The 20,485-nt window shown below is 60.0% G+C and carries 19 protein-coding genes; 10 read left to right on the top strand and 9 right to left on the bottom strand.

Features of this window, described 5'->3' with window-relative positions:
* Positions 1–173 precede the first annotated feature (173 nt).
* The 4 genes from ALP40_RS19070 to ALP40_RS19055 are packed head-to-tail and all read left to right on the top strand — an operon-like array spanning position 174 to position 4,113.
* Entirely contained in the window at positions 174–1,199 is a 1,026-nt protein-coding gene (locus ALP40_RS19070) for an ABC transporter substrate-binding protein (RefSeq protein WP_122209747.1), read from the top strand.
* Positions 1,184–2,140: an ABC transporter permease gene (locus ALP40_RS19065; RefSeq protein ID WP_122209746.1), complete on the top strand. Its 957-nt coding sequence runs from the start codon at positions 1,184–1,186 to the stop codon at positions 2,138–2,140. Before ALP40_RS19070 ends, ALP40_RS19065 begins: the two co-directional genes overlap by 16 nt.
* A gap of 6 nt (positions 2,141–2,146) precedes the next feature.
* Complete coding sequence (locus ALP40_RS19060) at positions 2,147–2,962, top strand: ABC transporter permease (protein WP_122209745.1); 816 nt, start codon at positions 2,147–2,149, stop codon at positions 2,960–2,962.
* Positions 2,959–4,113 carry an ABC transporter ATP-binding protein gene (locus tag ALP40_RS19055; RefSeq protein ID WP_122209744.1) on the top strand — a complete coding sequence of 385 codons (1,155 nt, stop codon included), beginning with the start codon at positions 2,959–2,961 and terminating at the stop codon, positions 4,111–4,113. Before ALP40_RS19060 ends, ALP40_RS19055 begins: the two co-directional genes overlap by 4 nt.
* Positions 4,114–4,274: 161 nt before the next feature.
* Here the strand turns inward: ALP40_RS19055 and ALP40_RS19050 are convergent, their stop codons facing one another.
* Positions 4,275–5,192: a LysR substrate-binding domain-containing protein gene (locus ALP40_RS19050; protein WP_122209743.1), complete on the bottom strand. Its 918-nt coding sequence runs from the start codon at positions 5,190–5,192 to the stop codon at positions 4,275–4,277.
* Positions 5,193–5,292: 100 nt separating this feature from the next.
* Here ALP40_RS19050 and ALP40_RS19045 point away from each other — a divergent pair, with 100 nt between their 5' ends.
* On the top strand, positions 5,293–6,384 hold the full coding sequence (locus ALP40_RS19045) for a tartrate dehydrogenase (protein WP_122209742.1): 1,092 nt from the start codon (positions 5,293–5,295) through the stop codon (positions 6,382–6,384).
* 24 nt (positions 6,385–6,408) lie between these two features.
* On the opposite strand, the gene ptrR is transcribed toward ALP40_RS19045, so the two are convergent.
* Positions 6,409–7,287 (bottom strand): putrescine utilization regulator PtrR, encoded by an 879-nt coding sequence (ptrR, locus tag ALP40_RS19040; protein WP_122209741.1) that lies wholly within the window; start codon positions 7,285–7,287, stop codon positions 6,409–6,411.
* A gap of 102 nt (positions 7,288–7,389) precedes the next feature.
* On the opposite strand from ptrR, the gene ALP40_RS19035 reads away from it, so the two are divergent.
* Positions 7,390–8,781, top strand: coding sequence for an aldehyde dehydrogenase family protein (locus tag ALP40_RS19035; RefSeq protein ID WP_122209740.1), 1,392 nt, complete (start codon positions 7,390–7,392; stop codon positions 8,779–8,781).
* A gap of 122 nt (positions 8,782–8,903) precedes the next feature.
* Here ALP40_RS19035 and ALP40_RS19030 read toward each other — a convergent pair whose 3' ends face one another.
* Positions 8,904–9,488, bottom strand: coding sequence for a flavin reductase family protein (locus ALP40_RS19030; RefSeq protein WP_122209739.1), 585 nt, complete (start codon positions 9,486–9,488; stop codon positions 8,904–8,906).
* Positions 9,489–9,636: 148 nt separating this feature from the next.
* Here ALP40_RS19030 and ALP40_RS19025 point away from each other — a divergent pair, with 148 nt between their 5' ends.
* On the top strand, positions 9,637–10,239 hold the full coding sequence (locus ALP40_RS19025) for a nucleotidyltransferase family protein (protein ID WP_122209862.1): 603 nt from the start codon (positions 9,637–9,639) through the stop codon (positions 10,237–10,239).
* A 1-nt stretch (position 10,240) separates the two neighbouring features.
* On the opposite strand, the gene ALP40_RS19020 is transcribed toward ALP40_RS19025, so the two are convergent.
* Genes ALP40_RS19020 through ALP40_RS19005 form a run of 4 tightly spaced genes read right to left on the bottom strand, consistent with a single transcriptional unit; the run spans position 10,241 to position 15,110 of the window.
* On the bottom strand, positions 10,241–11,209 hold the full coding sequence (locus tag ALP40_RS19020) for an XdhC family protein (protein WP_122209738.1): 969 nt from the start codon (positions 11,207–11,209) through the stop codon (positions 10,241–10,243).
* Between the two features lie 2 nt (positions 11,210–11,211).
* Entirely contained in the window at positions 11,212–13,428 is a 2,217-nt protein-coding gene (locus ALP40_RS19015) for a xanthine dehydrogenase family protein molybdopterin-binding subunit (protein ID WP_122209737.1), read from the bottom strand.
* Between the two features lie 9 nt (positions 13,429–13,437).
* Positions 13,438–14,421 (bottom strand): xanthine dehydrogenase family protein subunit M, encoded by a 984-nt coding sequence (locus tag ALP40_RS19010; protein ID WP_122209736.1) that lies wholly within the window; start codon positions 14,419–14,421, stop codon positions 13,438–13,440.
* The gene (locus ALP40_RS19005) at positions 14,421–15,110 is read right to left on the bottom strand and encodes a (2Fe-2S)-binding protein (RefSeq protein ID WP_122209735.1); all 690 of its coding nucleotides are present in this window, start codon (positions 15,108–15,110) and stop codon (positions 14,421–14,423) included. Before ALP40_RS19005 ends, ALP40_RS19010 begins: the two co-directional genes overlap by 1 nt.
* A 977-nt stretch (positions 15,111–16,087) precedes the next feature.
* Here ALP40_RS19005 and mqo point away from each other — a divergent pair.
* Positions 16,088–17,740 (top strand): malate dehydrogenase (quinone), encoded by a 1,653-nt coding sequence (gene mqo / locus ALP40_RS19000; protein WP_183136067.1) that lies wholly within the window; start codon positions 16,088–16,090, stop codon positions 17,738–17,740.
* Positions 17,741–17,845: 105 nt separating this feature from the next.
* Here mqo and ALP40_RS18995 read toward each other — a convergent pair whose 3' ends face one another.
* Complete coding sequence (locus ALP40_RS18995; protein ID WP_122209734.1) at positions 17,846–18,271, bottom strand: VOC family protein; 426 nt, start codon at positions 18,269–18,271, stop codon at positions 17,846–17,848.
* Between the two features lie 135 nt (positions 18,272–18,406).
* On the opposite strand from ALP40_RS18995, the gene ALP40_RS18990 reads away from it, so the two are divergent.
* Together ALP40_RS18990 and ALP40_RS18985 are read left to right on the top strand one after the other, a co-directional pair.
* Complete coding sequence (locus ALP40_RS18990; RefSeq protein WP_122209733.1) at positions 18,407–19,279, top strand: LysR family transcriptional regulator; 873 nt, start codon at positions 18,407–18,409, stop codon at positions 19,277–19,279.
* 92 nt (positions 19,280–19,371) lie between these two features.
* The gene (locus tag ALP40_RS18985; RefSeq protein WP_122209732.1) at positions 19,372–19,614 is read left to right on the top strand and encodes a hypothetical protein; all 243 of its coding nucleotides are present in this window, start codon (positions 19,372–19,374) and stop codon (positions 19,612–19,614) included.
* 57 nt (positions 19,615–19,671) lie between these two features.
* On the opposite strand, the gene pcaD is transcribed toward ALP40_RS18985, so the two are convergent.
* On the bottom strand, positions 19,672–20,466 hold the full coding sequence (gene pcaD, locus ALP40_RS18980; protein ID WP_122209731.1) for a 3-oxoadipate enol-lactonase: 795 nt from the start codon (positions 20,464–20,466) through the stop codon (positions 19,672–19,674).
* Between the last annotated feature and the right edge of the window lie 19 nt (positions 20,467–20,485).

Here is a 20,485-nt window from a genome sequence, read left to right as displayed (position 1 = left end):
ATACCATAATATGACATTCCACAGCTGCAACGATCTGTCAAACGCACCCGATCAGGACAGCTCCGGCAAAAAGCGCTGACCAGTGACTGCTTAAAAAAGGCCCATTGGACCTACTGCTCCCGATTACGCGGGCGTGAAATGCCCGCTCAAAACACAACAATGAGGGCGTGAAAATGGTGTTGAACAAACGTGCAACGGCAGTCCTGATGGCTGGCGTGCTGGCCTTCTCGAGCGTTGCCGCCCTGGCCGCCGAAAGCGTCAACTTCGTCAGTTGGGGTGGCTCAACCCAGGATGCCCAGAAGCAGGCATGGGCGGCTCCATTCGCCAAAGCCAGCGGCATCACGGTCGTGCAGGATGGGCCGACCGACTACGGCAAACTCAAGGCGATGGTCGAAAGCGGCAACGTGCAGTGGGACGTGGTGGATGTCGAAGCCGACTTCGCCTTGCGCGCAGCCGCCGAAGGCCTGCTGGAGCCGCTGGACTTCAACACCATCAAGCGTGACCGCATCGACCCTCGTTTCGTTTCCGACCACGGCGCAGGCTCATTCTTCTTCTCGTTCGTCCTCGGCTACAACGAAGACAAGCTGGGCAGCAAAAAGCCTGTGGACTGGACAGCGATGTTCGACACCAAGACCTATCCCGGCAAGCGTGCGCTCTATAAGTGGCCTAGCCCCGGCGTGCTGGAACTCGCGTTGCTGGCTGACGGCGTCCCCGCCGACAAGCTCTACCCCCTGGATTTGGACCGAGCCTTCAAGAAACTCGACACCATCAAGAAAGACATTGTCTGGTGGGGTGGCGGCGCGCAATCGCAACAACTGCTGGCGTCCGGCGAGGCTTCGATGGGCCAGATGTGGAACGGCCGGGTCTACGCCCTTCAGCAGGATGGCGCGCCCGTGGGCGTGAGCTGGAAGCAGAACCTGGTCATGGCCGATTTTCTGGTCGTGCCCAAAGGCGCCAAGAACAAGGACGCGGCGATGAAGCTCATCGCCGAAGCGACCAGCCCCAGAGGCCAGGCCGACTTTTCCAACCTGAGCGCGTACGCCCCAGTCAATCTGGACAGCGTGCCGCGTCTTGACTCGACCCTGGCCAAGAATCTGCCAACGGCTTACGGCGCAGACCAAATCACTCTCGACTTCGCATACTGGGCCAAGAACGGTCCGGACATCGCGACACGGTGGAACGAATGGCTGGTCAAGTAAAAATGACGGCTGTTGCGTCCGGTCATTCTCAACCGGCCGGGGGTGCTTCGAGCATCGCCGGCGCGGTTTCAGGCAAGGCGGCCAACATGCAGCCAACCCCTTCTCTGGCACAACGCTGGCGCGGCAGTCGCAACCTGATTCCTGCGCTGTTCTTCCTGGGACTGTTCTTCTTCGCGCCACTGATTGGCCTGCTGCTGCGCGGTGTGCTCGAACCCGTTCCGGGTCTGGGTAACTATGAGCAACTGTTCGCCAACTCCGCTTATTCGCGCGTACTGCTCAACACCTTCTCGGTCGCGGGTCTGGTCACGCTGTTCAGCCTGCTGCTGGGCTTTCCGCTGGCCTGGGTGATTACCCTGGTGCCGCGTGGCTGGGGACGCTGGATCTTCAACATCGTGCTGCTGTCGATGTGGACCAGCCTGTTGGCACGCACCTACTCCTGGCTGGTGCTGTTGCAAGCCTCGGGCGTCATCAACAAAGCGCTGATGGGCATGGGCATCATCGATCAGCCGCTGGAAATGGTGCACAACCTGACCGGCGTGGTGATCGGCATGAGCTACATCATGATTCCGTTCATTGTCCTGCCGTTGCAGGCGACCATGCAGGCCATCGACCCGATGGTGCTTCAGGCAGGCTCCATCTGCGGCGCCAGCCCCTGGACCAACTTCTTTCGGGTGTTTCTGCCGCTGTGCCGCCCGGGTCTGTTTTCCGGTGGCCTGATGGTGTTCGTGATGTCGCTGGGTTACTACGTCACGCCCGCGCTGCTTGGCGGTGCGCAGAACATGATGCTGCCTGAGTTCATCGTCCAGCAAGTGCAGTCGTTTCTCAACTGGGGGCTGGCGAGCGCTGCCGCTGCGTTGCTGATCCTGATCACGCTGGTGCTGTTCTACTTCTATCTCAAGCTCCAGCCGGAATCTCCGGTCGGCGCCAGCAACGGGAGGTAAGCCACCATGCTCCTGACACCCAATGCCATGAGCCTTCGCCTGCGGTCGGGGCTGTATCTGACCACTGGGCTGATCGCGCTGTTCCTGTTGCTGCCGATCCTGTTCATCGTGCTGCTGTCTTTCGGCTCCTCCCAGTGGCTAGTGTTTCCGCCGCCGGGCTGGACGTTCAAGTGGTATCAGCAGTTCTTTTCCAACCCCGAATGGATGGACGCGGCGATGTCCAGCTTCAAAGTCGCCATCCTCACCACGATCTGCGCCGTGGCATTGGGGCTGCCCACCGCATTCGCCCTGGTGCGTGGCAAGTTCCCGGGCCGCGACATGCTGTACGGTATTTTCACCCTGCCGATGATCGTGCCTCTGGTGATCATCGCGGTGGCGGTCTATGCACTGTTTCTCAAGCTCGGCTACACGGGCACGCTGTTCTCGTTCGTGGTCAGCCATGTGATCGTTGCGCTGCCGTTCACCATTATTTCCATCATCAACTCGCTGAAGCTGTTCGATCAGTCCATCGAGGACGCGGCGGTGATCTGCGGTGCGTCTCGCTTGCAGGCGATTTACAAGGTCACCTTTCCCGGCATTCGCCCCGGCATGATGGCAGGCGCGCTGTTCGCGTTCCTGGTGTCGTGGGACGAAGTGGTGCTGAGCGTGATGATGGCCAGCCCGACCCTGCAGACCCTTCCCGTCAAAATGTGGACCACGCTGCGCCAGGACCTGACCCCGGTCATCGCAGTCGCCTCGACACTGCTGATCGCCCTGTCGGTGCTGGTCATGTTCATCGCCGCGACCCTGCGTCGCCGCAACGAAGCAAGGAGTACCTCATGAGCGCCGTGATCAAAGCCCCCGCACAACCGAATCAGAAAACCTTGGTCAGTCTGTGCAACCTCAACAAGTATTACGGCGACTTTGCAGCTGTCGACGACATCTCGCTGGATATTCAGAACGGTGAGTTTCTGACCTTCCTGGGCTCCAGCGGCTCGGGCAAAAGCACCACGCTGTCGATGCTGGCCGGGTTCGAGACGCCAAGCTGCGGCGAAATTCTGGTAGAGGGTCAGTCGCTGGTAAACGTGCCACCGCACAAGCGCGACATCGGCATGGTGTTTCAGCGTTATTCACTGTTTCCTCACTTGAGCGTGCGCGACAACATCGCCTTCCCGCTGGCCATCCGCAAGTTACCTGCGGCCGAGCGGGAGAAGCGCGTCGACGCCATGCTCAAGCTGGTGCAACTCGAAGCCTTTGCCCATCGCCGCCCTTCTCAGCTTTCTGGCGGCCAGCAACAGCGTGTCGCCATTGCTCGAGCGCTGGTTTATGAACCGCGCATTCTGCTGATGGACGAACCGCTGGGCGCACTGGACAAGAAGCTGCGCGAGGACTTGCAGGACGAACTGCGTCAGTTGCATCGGCGTCTGGGCATCACCATCGTCTACGTGACCCATGACCAGGAAGAAGCCATGCGCCTGTCACAACGCATCGCAATTTTCAGTCACGGCAAGATCGTCGGTCTGGGCAGCGGCTATGACTTGTACCAGAACCCGCCAAGTGCCTTCGTCGCCTCGTTCCTGGGCAACTCCAACTTCCTCAGGATCAAGGCCCAGGGCAACGCGGTGGCAACGTTTGAGGGCACGACGCTGGCGATTCGCCTGAAGTCGGGCTTGAAAACCGATCAGGACATACTGGCAATGATCCGCCCTGAAAAAGCGCAGGCGTTAACCCTGCAACAAGCGGTGGCCACCCCACTGGAGGCAGGCTGGAACGAGGTGAACGCCACGGTGACCGAAGTGCTGTTTCTCGGTGAAAGTCAGACCTGCTCGGTGGTCACGGCAGGCGGTACGGCCATGACCGTCAAGGCGTTGTCTGCCACCGGCATGCCGATGCAGATGGGCGATGCGGTGAAAGTACGCTGGGCAGCGGCAGATGCGTGCATCTACACCGAATGGGCCGATGGCGACCTGAACAAGGCGGCCGGAGCGCATTGATCTGTCAGCAGACGAGCCTGTCTTTCCCGATACGCGTTATTGGCTGAAAAACATACTATCTGTGGGAGCGGACTTGTCCGCGAATACTGCATTTCAGTCGACTGATCTTCGTCGGATGTACTGGCCTTTTCGCGGACGAGTCCGCTCCCACGGTCTACTGGCTATTGCCCACCCGCTCCAACCTGACCCTGTGCAAAATACTCGCGCAGGAACTCCACCGTGACCCTCACCTTGGCCGAGCGCATCAGTGGTGAGGTGTACACGGCCCAAATGTCCGCATCCTGACGGTAGTCGCTCAGCACCTGAACCAGCCGCCCTTCGGCCAGGTCGGCGCGCACATCCCACAGCGAACGCAACAACACGCCCCGCCCGTCCAGGCACCATTGCCGGGCGATCTCGCCGTGGTTGGTCGACAGGCTGCCCGTCACCTTGACGGTTTCCGCCCCCTGCGGCCCGCTCAAGTGCCAGATCCCGAACGGCCGGTCCCGCTCCTTGATCACCAGACAGTCATGGTTGGTCAGCTCTGCCAGGCTCATGGGCGCGCCGCGTGACGCCAGGTACTCTGGACTGGCACACAGCACCCGCCAGTTGCTCGCCAGATGCCGGGCGCGCAGGTGCGGCGCGATTTCGTTGCCCACCCGGATGTCGAGGTCGACGCCCTCTTCGATCAGATCAATCAGCCGGTCCTGGATATCAAGACGGATATCCAGCTTCGGATACCGCGCTGCCAACTCCGACAGCGCCGGTGCCACGAAGCGACGCCCGAACCCCTGGCTGCTGACCACGCGCAGCAGGCCACTGGGTTCGTCATGCAGGGCCGCCACTTCGTCGCCCATCTGCTGCACAGACTCCAGAATGCCCTTGGCCCACTCGTAGACCCGCTCGCCATCTTCGGTAATCGACACCTGACGCGTCGAGCGGTGCAGCAGCACCACGCCCATGCCCTGCTCCAGCAGACGAATGCGTTTGCTCACGTAAGCCGCAGACATGCTCAGCTCGTTGGCCGCGCCGACAAAGCTGGATCGGCGTGCCACGTGAATGAACACATTCAGGTCATCAAGGCTGGGGTAATTATTCACGATACGTGTTCCTTGAATACATTAAGCCACTGATTATCTTTGCATCGTGTGCTTATAGCATAACGCCTCTGAGCAACCCATCCACCAAGAGAGCCTCGCCATGAACAATAAGAAGCTACGCATCGCTGCCATCGCCGGGGACGGTATCGGTCAGGAGGTGCTGCCCGAGGGTGTGCGCGTCGTCCAGGCGGCCGCCGCACGTCACGGCATCGAGCTTGAGTTCGAATACTTCGAGTGGGCCAGCTGCGACTATTACCTGGAGCACGGCAAGATGATGCCCGATGACTGGTTCGAGCAGCTCAAGGGCTTCGACTCGATCTTCTTCGGCGCCGTGGGTTGGCCGGACAAAGTGCCCGATCACATTTCGCTGTGGGGCTCGCTGCTCAAGTTCCGTCGCGAGTTCGACCAGTACGCCAACATCCGTCCCGTGCGCCTGTTCCCCGGTGTGCCCTGCCCGCTGGCGGGCCGCAAGCCTGGCGATATCGACTTCATCGTTGTACGGGAAAACACCGAGGGCGAATACTCGTCGTTGGGCGGCATCATGTTCGAAAACACCGAAAACGAATTCGTCCTGCAGGAATCGGTGTTCACCCGGCGTGGTGTCGACCGCATCCTCAAGTACGCTTTTGAACTGGCCAGCAAACGCGAGCGCAAGCACGTGACCTCGGCGACCAAATCCAATGGCATGGCGATCAGCATGCCGTACTGGGACAAGCGCACCGAAGCGATGGCCAGCCAGTACCCGGCGATCAGTTGGGACCGGCAGCACATCGACATCCTCTGTGCGCGTTTCGTGCTGCAACCTGAGCGGTTCGATGTGGTAGTGGCGTCGAACCTGTTCGGCGATATCCTCAGCGACCTGGGCCCGGCGTGCGCAGGGACCATCGGCATCGCGCCGTCGGCCAACCTCAACCCGGAGCGCAATTTCCCGTCCCTGTTCGAACCCGTGCATGGCTCGGCGCCGGACATCTTCGGCAAGAACATCGCCAACCCGATTGCCATGATCTGGTCAGGCGCGCTGATGCTGGAATTTCTCGGTCAAGGAGACGACCGCTTCACCGCAGCGCACGACGAGATTGTCAGCGCCATCGAACAGGTGATCGCCCGCGCAGATATCACCCCGGACCTGGGCGGCAAACGCTCGACGCAAGAGGTGGGCAAGGCCATCGTCGACCTGCTTTCGCAGGCGTAATCGGCGGTTACAGCAGGCGAGCGCTCATGCGGGCTTGAGCGCCTCGCCCTGTGCCTGCACCAGCTCGATGAACCGCGTCAGGCTGCGCGACTCGGTGCCACGACGCCAGATCAGCCAGGTTTGCAGGTAACGGAACGCCTCGGACATCGGCCAGATACTCACCGTGGTGCAGCCGGGCATGCTCTCCAGCATGCTGCGCGGCATCAGCGCCAGACCGGCTCCAGCACTCACACAAGCCAGCATCCCGTGGTAAGACTCCATTTCATGAATTTTGCCCGGCACGGCAGCGTCATCGGTGAACCAGCGCTCAAAGTGGTGCCGGTACGAACAGTTGGCGCGAAAGGCGTAAATACTCTCCCCGCTCACATCCCGCCCTCGCGTCACCGGTGCATGTTGCAGTGGCGCGATCACCACCATTTCCTCTTCGAACACCGGCATGCCCTCAAGGGACGGGTGCAACACCGGACCGTCGACGAAGGCCGCCACCAGACGCCCCGCCAGCACACCATCGATCATCGTACCGGACGGCCCGGTGCTCAGGTCCAGCTCGACCTTGGCGTACTGCTGGTTATAGGACGCCAGCAGCCCTGGAATCCGCACCGCCGCCGTGCTTTCCAGCGATCCCAGCGAAAACGGACCTTGCGGCTCTTCGCCGGACACCGACAACCGCGCCTCCTGGACCAGGTCCAGAATGCGCCGTGTGTAATCCAGAAAATTCCAGCCGGCAGGCGACAATCTCAGTCGCAGCTTTTCACGGATGAACAGCTCGACACCCAGGTCCTGCTCCAACTGCTTGATTCGAGTGGTCAGGTTGGAAGGCACCCGATGGATGTGTTGCGCAGCGGCGCTGATGCTGCCGTGGTCGGCAACAGCCTTGAAAATTTCCAACTGGACCAGATCCACATCATTCTCCAAATGTGAAAGATACGATCAGTATTATTCAGTTTCGCAAAGCATGTCACGGGCTTATTCTGGTTTCATTCCCCACCTGAACAGGATGGCGCCATGACTGCTGTATCCAGCAACACCCACGCGATTTCGATCAATCCCACCACTGGTGAACAGATCGGCCATTACGCGTTTGCCTCCGAAGCAGAGCTTGAGAACAGCCTCACCCGCGCGGCTGCGAGTTTCTCGGTCTGGAAGCGCAAAACCATCGACGAGCGTGCGCAGTTGATCATTGCGCTGGGCAAGACCCTGCGTGAAGACGCGAACACTTTTGCACAGATGATCAGCCGGGAAATGGGCAAGCCGATCAAACAGGCCCGCGGTGAAGTCGAGAAATGCGCGCAGCTGTGCGACTGGTATGCGGCCCAGGGGCCGGCCATGTTGGCTGCCGAGCCCACTCAGGTCGAAAACGACAAGGCGCGGATCGAGTACCGTCCGCTGGGTCCGATTCTGGCGGTCATGCCTTGGAACTTCCCGATCTGGCAAGTGCTGCGCGGCGCAGTGCCAACGTTGCTGGCCGGCAACACTTACGTCCTCAAGCACGCGCCCAACGTGATGGGCAGTGCGTACCTGATGCTTGAAGCTTTCAAGCGCGCTGGCTTTCCCGACGGTGTGTTCGAGGTGATCAACGCCACTCAGGAGGGTGTTTCGAAAGCCATTGCCGACCCTCGGATTGCTGCGGTCACCCTGACCGGCAGCGTACGCGCGGGCCAGGCCATCGGCGCACAAGCGGGCGCGGCGCTCAAAAAGAGCGTGCTGGAACTGGGAGGCTCCGATCCGTTCATCGTGCTTAACGACGCGGACCTGGATCAGGCTGTTAAAGCGGCGGTGATCGGTCGTTACCAGAACACCGGGCAGGTTTGCGCAGCGGCCAAGCGCCTGATCATCGAAGACGGTGTGGTCGAAGAATTCACCCGCCGATTCGTTGAAGAAACCCGCAAGCTGGCGATCGGTGATCCGCTGGCGGAAGACACCTACATAGGCCCGATGGCGCGCTTCGACTTGCGCGATGAGCTCGATGCTCAGGTGCAGGCCACGCTGTCTGAAGGTGCAACGCTGCTATTGGGTGGAGAAAAGATCGCGGGTACGGGCAATTTCTATGCGCCAACGGTACTGGGTGATGTGACCGACCAGATGACGTCGTTCAAACAGGAGCTGTTTGGCCCCGTTGCGTCGATCATCACCGCCCGCGACGCCCGTCATGCGCTGGCGTTGGCCAACGACAGCGACTTTGGGCTGACCGCAACCGTCTACACACGCAATCTGGAACTGGCCGAGCAATTGGCAGGAGAACTGGATACCGGCGGCGTCTTCATCAACGGCTACAGCGCTTCAGACCCTCGCGTGACCTTCGGTGGCGTGAAGAAAAGCGGCTACGGGCGTGAGCTGTCGCACTTTGGCGTACGCGAGTTCACCAATGCACAGACCGTGTGGCGAGATCGCAACTGAGGGATGCCTGATCATTGATGCTCAATGAATGGGAATGATCAGTATATGTTGATCGTTCCCATGCTCTGCGTGGGCCTGCCGCCGGGACGCTCTGCGTCCCTTTTCACGCGAGGTGGCGACGCTCACTCCGCTTCCGTCTCCACCACTGCCGCATCGCCAATGGTGTAGAAATGCCCACCGGCCACGTAGTGCAGACTGCGCCACTTCGGATCGGCTTTTTCGAATTCCCAGTGACCGTCACGAAACACTCGGCTGTCCGCCCAGGCGCCGACCACTTCGGCAATGAACAGGTCGTAGGTCTGCTGATTATGCGGCTCGGGGATGACTTTGCAGATCAACCAGGCCGAGCAGCCGGCCACCAGCGGTGTGTCGAATCCTTCGATGCGAAACAGCTCGGCGCCGGCCTTGTCCAGCTTGTCCGGCGTAAAGATCAGGCTCTGAGTGCCAACGTCGAAGGTCAGTTGCAACTGGTCCAGATTGGGAACCTGCAGCGCAAAGTAACCGCTGTTCTCCACCAGGCCACGGGTCTTGGTCATCTTGTCGATCACCAGCGTGACTTTCGGAGGCGAGAAATCCAGCGCACAGGCCCAGGCGGCTGCCATGACGTTAAGCACACCGTCGTGGGCGGATGACACCAGCACGGTAGGGCCATGATTGAGCAGGCGGTAGGCCTTTTCCAGTTCGACTGGGTGAATATGATTGTTCACGTGAAACTCCCGAAAATGTAAATCTTGTCACTGCAAAAAGGCAGGGAGATAAGGCATTGTGCGTGTCTCACGCGTAGGCCATCGTGCGTCGCAGGGCATCATGATGCAGGCCCCGTGTTTTTCCTTCACCTGTCCAAAAGGCTTCGGATTGACCAGCATAGACAGCCCAATTCCCCGAGTGTTCGCCCTGCTGCTGGCCGCTGGCCGCAGCAGACGCTTCGACGGTGACAAGCGTCGCGCCACCCTGCCCTGCGGGCGTACCTTGCTGCGCGCCAGCATCGACAACGCGCAGCAGGCGTTCAGCGACGTATGGGTGGTATTAAGAGAAGAGGATGACGCAGATCTGCTTGGCATTCCGCCAGAGGTGACCGTCGTGAGAAGCCCGCAGGCGGACCTCGGCATGGGTCACAGCCTGGCCAGCGGCATCGCCGCATTGATGCCATCCGATGCCAACGCCGTTGCGGTTCTGCTGGCAGACATGCCGTGGATACAGCCTGCCACGCTGCACAACCTTGCGGCGATATCCGATTCGCGGCGTATCGTGCTGCCTGGCCACGACGGGCAACGCGGGCATCCTGTGATCATCGGACGTGATTTCTGGCCTTTATTGCTGAAACTTGAGGGCGATCAGGGCGCCAGATCGATTATCAAAAGCCACCCCGAGCATTGCGATGTGCTGGCCTGCGATGATCCCGGAATCCTTCGCGATGCCGACACGCAAGCGGCACTGGCGCTCGCTTTTCAGGCCTAAGCTAGAGCTGTTGACGATTGATTCCGTTGGCAACCCGCAGGATATCGGCCATCACCGCGACGGCGATCTCAGCGGGGGTTTTGCTGCCCAGATTCAGACCGATCGGCGCATGAATGCGTGCCAACGCCTCCTCACTCAGTGCGCCAATCCTCGCCAGCCGCTCCTTACGCTTGCTGCTCGTGCGCATCGACCCCATCGCACCGATATAGAATGCTTCGGTGCGCACGGCTTCGAGCATGGTCAGGTCGTCCAGCTTGGGATCATGCGTCAGCGCGAGCACCGCCGTTGACGCATGGCAGCCACCCTCAGCGATAAACACCGCAGGCAGCACATCCAGTACCTCGACGCCCGGCATCGAGAAGCCCCCTGTGACCTCGTGACGCGGATCGCAGACGATAACTTCATAGCCCATCGCGACGGCGAAGCTGGCGCAAAACTCGGCCACTGGCGACAAACCGGCCAACAGCACCCGGTAGACAGCCCCCATACGAATGCTGATGCGCTCGCCTTCGACCTGCACTTTCGACTCACCCAGCACCGCAGAGCCCGTACTGCGCTGCACACTGCCCAGCACAACCTCGCGCCCCACCAGCGTGCGTCCGGCCAGCGCGTGTTCCACGGTCGCCAGATGCCGATCAGCCTCGGGGCTGGGCGTGATGCACTCGATCAGCACATCCAGCACGCCGCCACACGGCAGCGCCAGGGTCGGTGCCAGACCGCCCTCGCCGTAACGCACCACCTGGTTGACAGGTTCGAACTGGCCAGCCGCCAGTCGCTCCAGAAAATCCTCTTCCACGCAGCCACCGGACAGAGAACCGCGATGCTCACCACTGCCCAACGCCACCAGCATCGCCCCCGGTCCGCGCGGGGCGGAACCGAAGGTCGAGAGGACGGTGCAAAGCCACACGGGTTTGCCGGTCGCCAGCCAGTCGCGTGCCTGCTGAATGACCTGCAAATCTAGTTGTTTCATGTCTACAGCCCTGCCATCAGCTTTTCTTTGGTGATGGGCAAATTGCGCACCCGTTTGCCGGTGGCGTGATACACGGCGTTTGCCACAGCTGCGGCAAGGCCCGTCACACCGATTTCACCGATACCCCGTGCGCCGAACTCACCCAGATTGTGGTCCGGGTAATCCAGCAGGATCACGTCAATCTCAGGCTGATCGGCATGCACCGGCACCACGTACTCGGCGTAGTTGTTATTCACCGGCAAGCCGGTACGGGGGTCATACTCCGCGGCTTCGAACATGGCCATACCGATGCCCATGACGATTGCGCCCTCCACTTGGTTGCGCGCCGCCAACGGGTTGACCACCTTGCCCACGTCGATGGCACTGACCACACGCGCCACGCGAAGGCTGGAGATGCCCGGGTCCCAACGCACTTCGACAAAGTGAACACCGAACGAGCGAAACGAAAACTTATCGTTTTCAGGCATCCCACTGTGAAAGTTGCCTTCCGCGCGGGACAACCGCTGTCCCTTGAGCACGTCAACGAAGCTGACGCGCTGTTCACCTGAAACCAGTTGACCGTTTTCGACCGTAATCGACTCGGCATTTTTTCCGGCAAAGACTGCATGCTTGCCCACCGAATACTGACGAAGCGTCTGCAGCGCCTCACGCGTGGCACCGGCAACCGCTGGCATCACGCTGGCAGTCACCCAGGAGCCGCCGGAAACCGGACCCGCCGGGAACGACGAACTGCCCAATTCGACTTCAACGCGGTCCATCGGGATACCCGTCAGTTGGCTAACCGTCTGGGCAACAATGGTGTAGGTTCCGGTGCCGATGTCCTGAAGGCCGCATTGCACAAGCGCTGTGCCATCCGAACGCAGGATCACGCGAGCATCGGTCGGCACCTGAAAGGCCTCCCAGTTACATGCACCCACGCCATAACCAATGATTTCATCGCCGTCGCGCATCGAGCCGACTTCGGCCTTGCGCGCCTGCCAACCAAAACGCTCGGCGGCTTGATCGATGGCTTCGGGCAAATGATTGCTCGACCACGGCAAGCCCTGGCTCTGGTCCTTGTCCGAAAGGTTGAGCTTGCGAAACGCCACGGGGTCCATGCCATTGGCCAGCGCCAGCTCATCGATGGCCGACTCCAGCGCGAACAAGCCTGGCGCTGCGCCGGGGGCACGCATCGAGGTTGGCGTGCCGCGGTTGACCGACGCCACACGATGGCTGACCAGCACGTTGTCGCAGCCGTACAGGCTCTTGGTCACACTGCCACAGGTTTCCGTGTAATCGTCGAGTGTGGAGGTGCTGTTGAACGACTCATGACGGATCGACACCAGCTTGCCATTCGCGTCACTGGCCAGACGCAGGCGTTGCCGGGTTTCCGGGCGATGGCCAACGGTGGTGAACATCTGCGCACGAGGCAGTACCAACTGGACCGGACGCCCGGTCACTCGCGACGCGGCGCAGGCGGCCACCGAATGCGGCCACGGCCAAAGCTTGCCACCGAATCCGGAACCAATGAACGGCGCACGCACCTCGACACGGTCTGGCGGCAGATCGAACACATTGGCCAGCAGATTGCGGTGATTGACCACGCCTTGGGTGCTTTCGTACACGTACAGCTTGCCGTCTTGCCACCATGCAGTGCTGGCGTGCATTTCCATCGGGTTGTGAACTTCGACAGGTGTGGTGTAGGTCTGATCGACCTTGCGGCTCGCACTCAGAAATGCACCGTCCGGATTACCGCGCGTATGTCCGGGCCCGCCTTCGCGGGCGCCATTGTTACGCAGCGCTTCCTGCAAATTCTTGATCGACTTGCTTTCTTGGTAGTCGACCTTCACACGATGCGCCGCCGCCCTGGCCTGCTCGAAACTTTCTGCAACCACCAGTGCCACGAACTGGCCGGGGTAGTACACCCGATCATCTTCGAACGGCAGACGATGCTCGTCAGCCTTGCTCGCCGATAATATCGTCGCGAAGCTGAACGCAGATTCAGGCGTGCGGTGCAAATCCGGAAAATTGCCGTGGTGGAAGACCTCGACGACGCCAGGCATCTTGCGCGCCTCCTGATCGTTTACGGCAAGTATCCGGCCGCTGCCAATGGTGCTGTAAACGCCATACGCGTACAGCATGTCTTTGATGGGATGGTCGGCGGCATAACGCGCCTCGCCACTGACTTTCTTGCCACCGTCGATACGACGCTGGGGAACACCGATGATCTGATCGCTCATGGAAAAATCCTACGCCGTTAGGTCACGAAGGTTGCGGACGATGACCTGCTCACCCAACGGGATTTTGAAGGCGTTGTGTTCATAGGCTTTGGAGCCTTTCATGGCCAGTGCCGCCACCTTGGAGAACGTGTCCAGGTCGGCGTGTTGGCCGATCAGCGCACGTTCGGCCTCGACGGCGCGCCAAGGCTTGGTGCCCACGCCACCCAGCGCAATCCGCGCATCGGCAATACGCTTGCCGTTCATGACCAGAATGATCGCGCTGGAAGCCAGTGCGAACTGATACGAGGTGCGGTCGCGCAGCTTCAGGTAACTGGAATAACTGCCGGCCAACGGCGCGTCCAGCGTCACATGGGTGACCAGCTCATGAGGTGCCAGCGCATGCTCGCGCTCAGGCGTGTTGCCCGGCAGCAAATGAAAGTCGGCAAAGGGAATGTCACGGCTGCCATCAGGCCCCCGGACGGTAACCTGTGCGCCCACCGCAGCTATACCCACACACATGTCGGAGGGATGGGTCGCGATGCAATGATCACTGGTGCCCAACACGGCATGCACACTCCGGTTCATCCCGCCGATGGCTGCACAGCCTGAGCCCGGCTCACGCTTGTTACAGGCCGAAATTCCGTCGCGAAAATAAGGGCAACGGACGCGCTGCATCAGGTTGCCCGCCGTGGTGGCCTTGTTGCGCAATTGGGTAGAAGCGCCCGCCAGGATGGCTTGGGACAACACCGGATAGCGCTCTCGCACCAGCGCATGGTTGGCCATGTCCGTGTTACTGACCAGCGCACCGATGCGCAGGCGTCCGTCGGGCAGCGACTCGATCTGTTTGAGCGCCAGATGATTGATGTCCACCAGTTGTTGTGGCTGCATGATGTCGAGCTTGACCAGGTCTAGCAGCGTCGTGCCGCCCGCCAGGTAGAATCGCTCGCCCTCACCTGAAACGCTGCTCACAGCCTGTGCGGGCGACGTGGCCCGTGCGTAGTCGAACGTTCTCATCAGGCCACTCCTCCGGCTTTCGGGGTCGGCATTTTCGTGCGCGCAGACTGGACCGCCGAGAGGATGTTCTTGTAGGCCCCGCAACGGCAGATATTGCCGCTCATGGCTTCGCGGACGCTGGCGTCGTCCGAAGGAATATTCGGATCGTTGAGAATCGCCACAGCGCTCATGATCTGGCCCGATGTGCAGTAACCGCACTGATACGCATCGTGTTCCCAAAAGGCTTCCTGCACCGGATGCAACGTACCGTTTTCAGCCAGCCCTTCGATAGTGGTGATGCTGTCGCCGTCGTGCTGAATGGCAATCGACAGGCACGAGTTGATTGCCACTCCGTTGACCAGCAGCGTGCAGGCACCGCACTGACCGTGATCGCACCCCTTTTTGGTGCCTGTCAGTTGCAGACGGTCGCGCAAAACATCGAGCAACACGGCATTGGCCGGTACGTTCAAGGCGTGCGTCTGGCCGTTCACCTTCAACTGGATACGGTGCTCGCCCACGCCAGGGGCATCGGTGTCTTCTACCACAGGCTTCGCAGGCGCAGGTGCGGCTTGCACCATGCCGTCAGCGGGTATCCAGGTCGACAGAGTTGCGGCAGCGATCCCGGACGCACCGAACTTCAAAAAATTGCGTCGTGAAGGCTGCACGGCATCGTCGGCAACAGGTCCTTTGTGCGTCTTGGTTTCACTCATCAGAATCACCTTGTCATGGCCGTCACTGCTATGAAGTGGCGGGCGTCATTGTGCTGGGCAGCGTGTGTTCTATCAGGGCCGGTTCAAGTCTCTGTAACGTGTGCAGATCAGGAAACAGGAGCTAGAAGCGTTTTGGCATTACGGTTCGGATAAGTGTTTAACTGGCTGGAACATTGAAAGTTCAACGTTTCGGTTGGCGCTGGGGTCATGCCGCTGTTACTGGATATTGGCGAGTCGTCGTTCCACTCCTTGCGTTTAAAGAAGAGTTCCCGAAATACAGAGGGCTTCAAATGACCTTAGCAGCTACCGTCAGAGGGCATTAGCTGCGTGGCGTTACTTGAAGTACTGAGCGGGGCTCATCAATCGCAGGCATTGAGCACAATCACTGCGATTGCGCCGGTTAAATCGAGAGAACGAAGCGGATTCAGGGCCGCCACGCATGCCGCATTTCGGTCAAAACACGGGCGTGGGCTCAAGGTAAGGGTCTGCATGACGATAAAGGCTGGACATGCCTTGTTTCATGTGCGCTAACGCAGAGATGTCGGTGTATAGATAACACCTCGCGTCGACACCTCACAATATGCGAAAATGCCGCGTCTTGCCGATATGGCATCATGGTGTGCCGCATTGCGTGAGCACAAAAAAACGCCTCAGAGCGTGTCCCCATGACCCCCATGCGGCGTCCAAGACTCCGTGAACAGGCTGATCAGGTGCGCATTGCGCAATGAATACGGGATTTGTTTCCCGATCTTGCGTGGCACCCGTTAGCACATGTCGCTTCATGACGCTGAATCCAATGATGATAAGAAGCCAGCGCAGTCGGGCATAAAATGAGGTCTTGAGCAGTATTGTATTGGCCTTGTATGTCCACCTCTAGCCCCTGAAGGTGCGGGCGTTTGTCGCATGCGTTGCGGCAGATGCAGAATCCGGATCCCCAGGAGCAGTCGGCGGATGGCATTTATCAAATGGATTACAGCATGTTGAAGAAAGTGAACACGGCCCTTCTGGGTCTGGCGCTGTCGCTTGGGATGATGCCCGCGCACTCCGCCGAAGCCAAGAAAGTAGATGTATTGCTTGTCGGTGGCGGCATCATGAGTGCGACCCTGGCGGTCTGGCTCAATGAGCTGGAGCCTGGCTGGTCGATGGAAATGGTCGAGCGCCTCGATGGCGTGGCCGAAGAAAGCTCCAACGGCTGGAACAACGCCGGTACCGGTCACTCTGCCCTGGCCGAGTTGAACTACACCCCGGAAGACAAGAACGGCAACGTCGATATCTCCAAGGCGATCGAAATCAACGAAGCCTTCCAGGTTTCGCGTCAGTTCTGGTCCTGGCAAGTCAAGACCGGCGTTCTGAAGAACCCGCGTTCGTTCATCAACTCCACGCCGCACATGAGCTTCGTGTGGGGCGACAACAACATCGAGTTCCTGCGCAAGCGTTACGCAGCACTGCAATCGAGCCCGCTGTTCAGCGGCATGCAGTACTCCGAAGACCACGAGCAGATCAAGAAGTGGGTTCCACTGATGATGGAAGGTCGTGACCCGGCGCAGAAGCTGGCCGTGACCTGGAGCCCGATTGGTACAGACGTCAACTTCGGCGAAATCACTCGTCAGTTCGTGGCCAATCTGCAGACCAAATCCAACTTCGGCCTGAAGCTGTCGAGTGAAGTCCAGGACATCACCCGCAACGAAGACGGCAGCTGGCGCGTCAAGTACAAGAACCTGAAAGACGGTACTGAAACCGAGACCGACGCCAAGTTCCTGTTCATCGGCGCTGGCGGTGCGGCGCTGCATTTGCTGCAAGAGTCGGGCATTCCTGAAGCCAAGGAATACGGCGGCTTCCCGGTCGGCGGTTCGTGGCTGGTGACTGAGAACCCTACCCTGGCCATGCAGCACATGGGCAAGGCATACGGCATCGCGTCCACAGGCGCACCACCCATGTCGGTTCCACACCTGGACACCCGTGTTCTGGACGGCAAGCGCGTGATCCTGTTTGGCCCATTCGCGACCTTCTCCACGAAGTTCCTGAAAAACGGTTCTTACCTGGACCTGTTGACCAGCACCACGACGCATAACGTGTGGCCAATGACCCGTGTCGGCATCGCTCAGTACCCACTGATCGAATACCTGGCAGGTCAGGTCATGATGTCCGATGACGATCGCTTCGCGGCGCTGCAGCAGTACTTCCCGAACGCCAAGAAAGAAGACTGGCGCCTGATGCAGGCCGGTCAGCGCGTTCAGATCATCAAGCGTGACGAAGAGAAAGGCGGCGTCCTGAAACTGGGCACCGAGATCGTGGCGTCCAAGGACGGCTCCATCGCCGGCCTGCTGGGTGCATCCCCAGGTGCTTCGACTGCTGCTCCGATCATGCTCGGCGTGCTTGAGAAAGTGTTCAAGGACAAAGTAGCGACACCAGCCTGGCAGGAAAAACTGCACCAGATCGTTCCAAGCTACGGCACCAAGCTGAACGAAAACCCGGACCGTGTTGCACAGGAATGGGCATACACCGCTGAAACCCTGCAACTGACGCCTCCGCCGCCAGTGAACAAGGCTTCTGCCGCAGCTGCTCCGGCACCTGCTGCCAAGCCTGCAGAAAAGCGTGAAAGCAACCCTGCCAGTGACATGGCACTTTAAGGCCTTACGGCGCTTGAAGTAAAAAGCCCCGCCAGACCGTGTCTGGCGGGGCTTTTTTACGACTGCTGTGTGCCTGAGCGGTTTGCCCGACCAGAAGCGCAGCGCTTATTTGGCAAACAGTTGACTCATGTCCTTGAACGCCTTGAACTCCAGCGCATTGCCGCACGGATCGAACAGAAACATCGTTGCCTGCTCGCCCACCTGCCCTTTGAAGCGGATGTAGGGCTCGATCACGAACGCCGTCCCCAACGATCTCAAACGCTCGGCCAGCGCTTCCCACTGGTCCCAATGCAGGATAATGCCGAAATGCGGGACCGGCACATCGTGCCCATCCACTGCATTGCTGTGAACGTGCTCCTGAGACGAAGTCTTCGGGTGTTGGTGAATCACCAACTGGTGACCATAGAAATCGAAGTCGACCCATTGCTCACTGGAGCGGCCCTCCGCCAGACCGAACACTTCGCCGTAAAAGCGGCGCGCGGCAGCGAGGTCGTACACAGGGATTGCCAAATGAAAAGGTGAAAGGCTCATTGCGGGCTCCGGGTTCAGGTCTGGACGGCAGGACGTCGTTAAGCGCCCTTTTATTGCCACGCGACAGATCATATGCCCGAGGACTGAACACGAAAATCAATATATATTTCTCCGATACACAAAAGAGATTTATCAATGATTCGCGAACTCAAGACCTTGGTGGCCGTTGCACAAGCCGGCACCTTTGCCGCAGCAGGCAACCGGATCGGACTGACTCAGGCCGCCGTCAGCGCACAGATGCAACGTCTGGAGGCTGAACTGGGTTTTGCATTGTTCGACCGCAAGGGCCGCTCGGCGCAATTGAACCGCATGGGGCATCAAACGCTGCTGCAGGCTCAGGAGCTGATTCGGCTTTACCACAACCTGGGGTCATCACCCGCCGGTCAGCCCGCCGCGCGGCACCTCACCCTCGGGGCCATTGCCTCAATGCAATGCTCACTGCTGCCGGATGCACTGTCCGCGTTCCACCAGGCCTGGCCGCACTGCCGCACGCGAGTGATTCCGGGGGTGTCCATGAACCTGGCCAATCAGGTGGATGCCGGTGAGATCGATCTGGCGGCCATCATTCGACCGCCCTTCTCGCTGCAAAGCGACCTGCGCTGGACCAGCCTTGCGCAAGAGCCCTACCGGCTGATCTTGCCTGGCGACATGCCTGGGGACGACTGGCGCACGCTACTGGCTTCGCAGGCGTTCATTCGCTATGACCGCTCTTCGTTCGGGGGGCGTCAGGTAGACCGTTTTCTACGGCAACTGCCCTTTAGCGTCCGGGAAGTCTGTGAACTGGACGAGCTGGAAGCCATCATCAAACTGGTCGACCGCGGCTTGGGCGTCGCCCTGATTCCACAAACAGCCAGTCACAACGCCTGGCCTGAAGGTATTCGCGGAATGGGCCTTGGTCAGCAGACCTTTCATCGGGATGTAGGGCTGGTGCATCGCGATCCAAAGACCCTCGATGAACCCACAGTGACACTCATTGAACTGCTCAAGACGCACACCACTGCGCCATGAATGACAGCAGCCAACGTACTTCCTCTGAAAATGATCGAACTCACGGTTCCGTTGCGTCCTCCAATCACTACAGCCATTAACGAGGAAACGACATGAGTGACCCGCACGTAAAACCGCAAGGCAGCGCCTCTGAGGACAAGCCTTACACGCCAACAGTCGACCAGTCGGGCGAGCCCGTTGAGGTCGTGCGCAAGGACCTTGAACATCAGGATTCGCCCACTGAAGGCGTCGATAAGGTCATCACGCCGACGTCCAACCGCGAAAAGGAGCAGGACGCCGAGAAGCTCAAAGAGCTGAACCGGGCGGTTGAGGGCAAGCTCACAGGGCACGACTGATCGGAAAGACGCCAGCTCCGGACATGCCGTGATGCGTTTTTCGCAAGACCTGTGCCGCTATTGACCCGCCGTCAGGAACGCCAGCACCGGCGTGGAAAACGCATCACCGGCTTCGACACTGGAGAGGTGCGCCGCCTGCAGCTCAACCATCTGTGCACCGGCGATGCGCTGGATCATGAAGCGCCCATCCACCGGGGTAGTCACGGCGTCTTCTGTCCCACAAACCACCAGCACCGGCAGAGTGATCGAGCCGATCTGCTCACGAAAATCTGCGTCACGCACCGCCGCGCAGTTGGCGGCGTAGCCTTGGGGCGACGTCTGCGCGAGCATGCCGACAATAGCGTCAACGGTGGCCGGTTCAGTCTGCGCGAACGATGGCGTGAACCAGCGGGCGACCGATGCGTCGCGCAGCGCGATCATGGCAGCTTCACCCTCGCGCAGTACGGTTTCGATGCGCGGGTTCCAGACGTCGGGATTGCCGATTTTCGCCGCGGTATTGCACAGCACGACACGCTCAAGCCGCTCGGGGGCATTGATCGCCAGCCACTGGCCAATCAGCCCGCCCATCGACAGCCCGCAGAACGACACGGTTTCCAGACCCAGCTCATCCAGCAGCGCCAAAACGTCCCGGCCATTCTGCTCGATGTTGTATGGGCCATTGCTGACCAATGACTGCCCATGCCCACGCGTGTCGTAACGCAGCACGCGAAAGTGCCGGGTCAACGCGGTGATCTGGTTGTCCCACATATGCAAATCAGTGCCCAGCGAGTTGGACAGCACAACGACTGGTGCATCATGCAGGCCTTCGAGCAGATAGTTCAGTGGGCCACCGGGGAGTAGCAAGGCAGACATTCGACGCTCCATGAAAAGC

The organism is Pseudomonas viridiflava (assembly GCF_003702045.1).
Taxonomy (GTDB): domain Bacteria; phylum Pseudomonadota; class Gammaproteobacteria; order Pseudomonadales; family Pseudomonadaceae; genus Aquipseudomonas; species Aquipseudomonas viridiflava_C.
The sequence above is the reverse complement of the archived record's forward strand: the minus strand, read 5'-3'. Positions and strand labels throughout refer to the sequence as shown.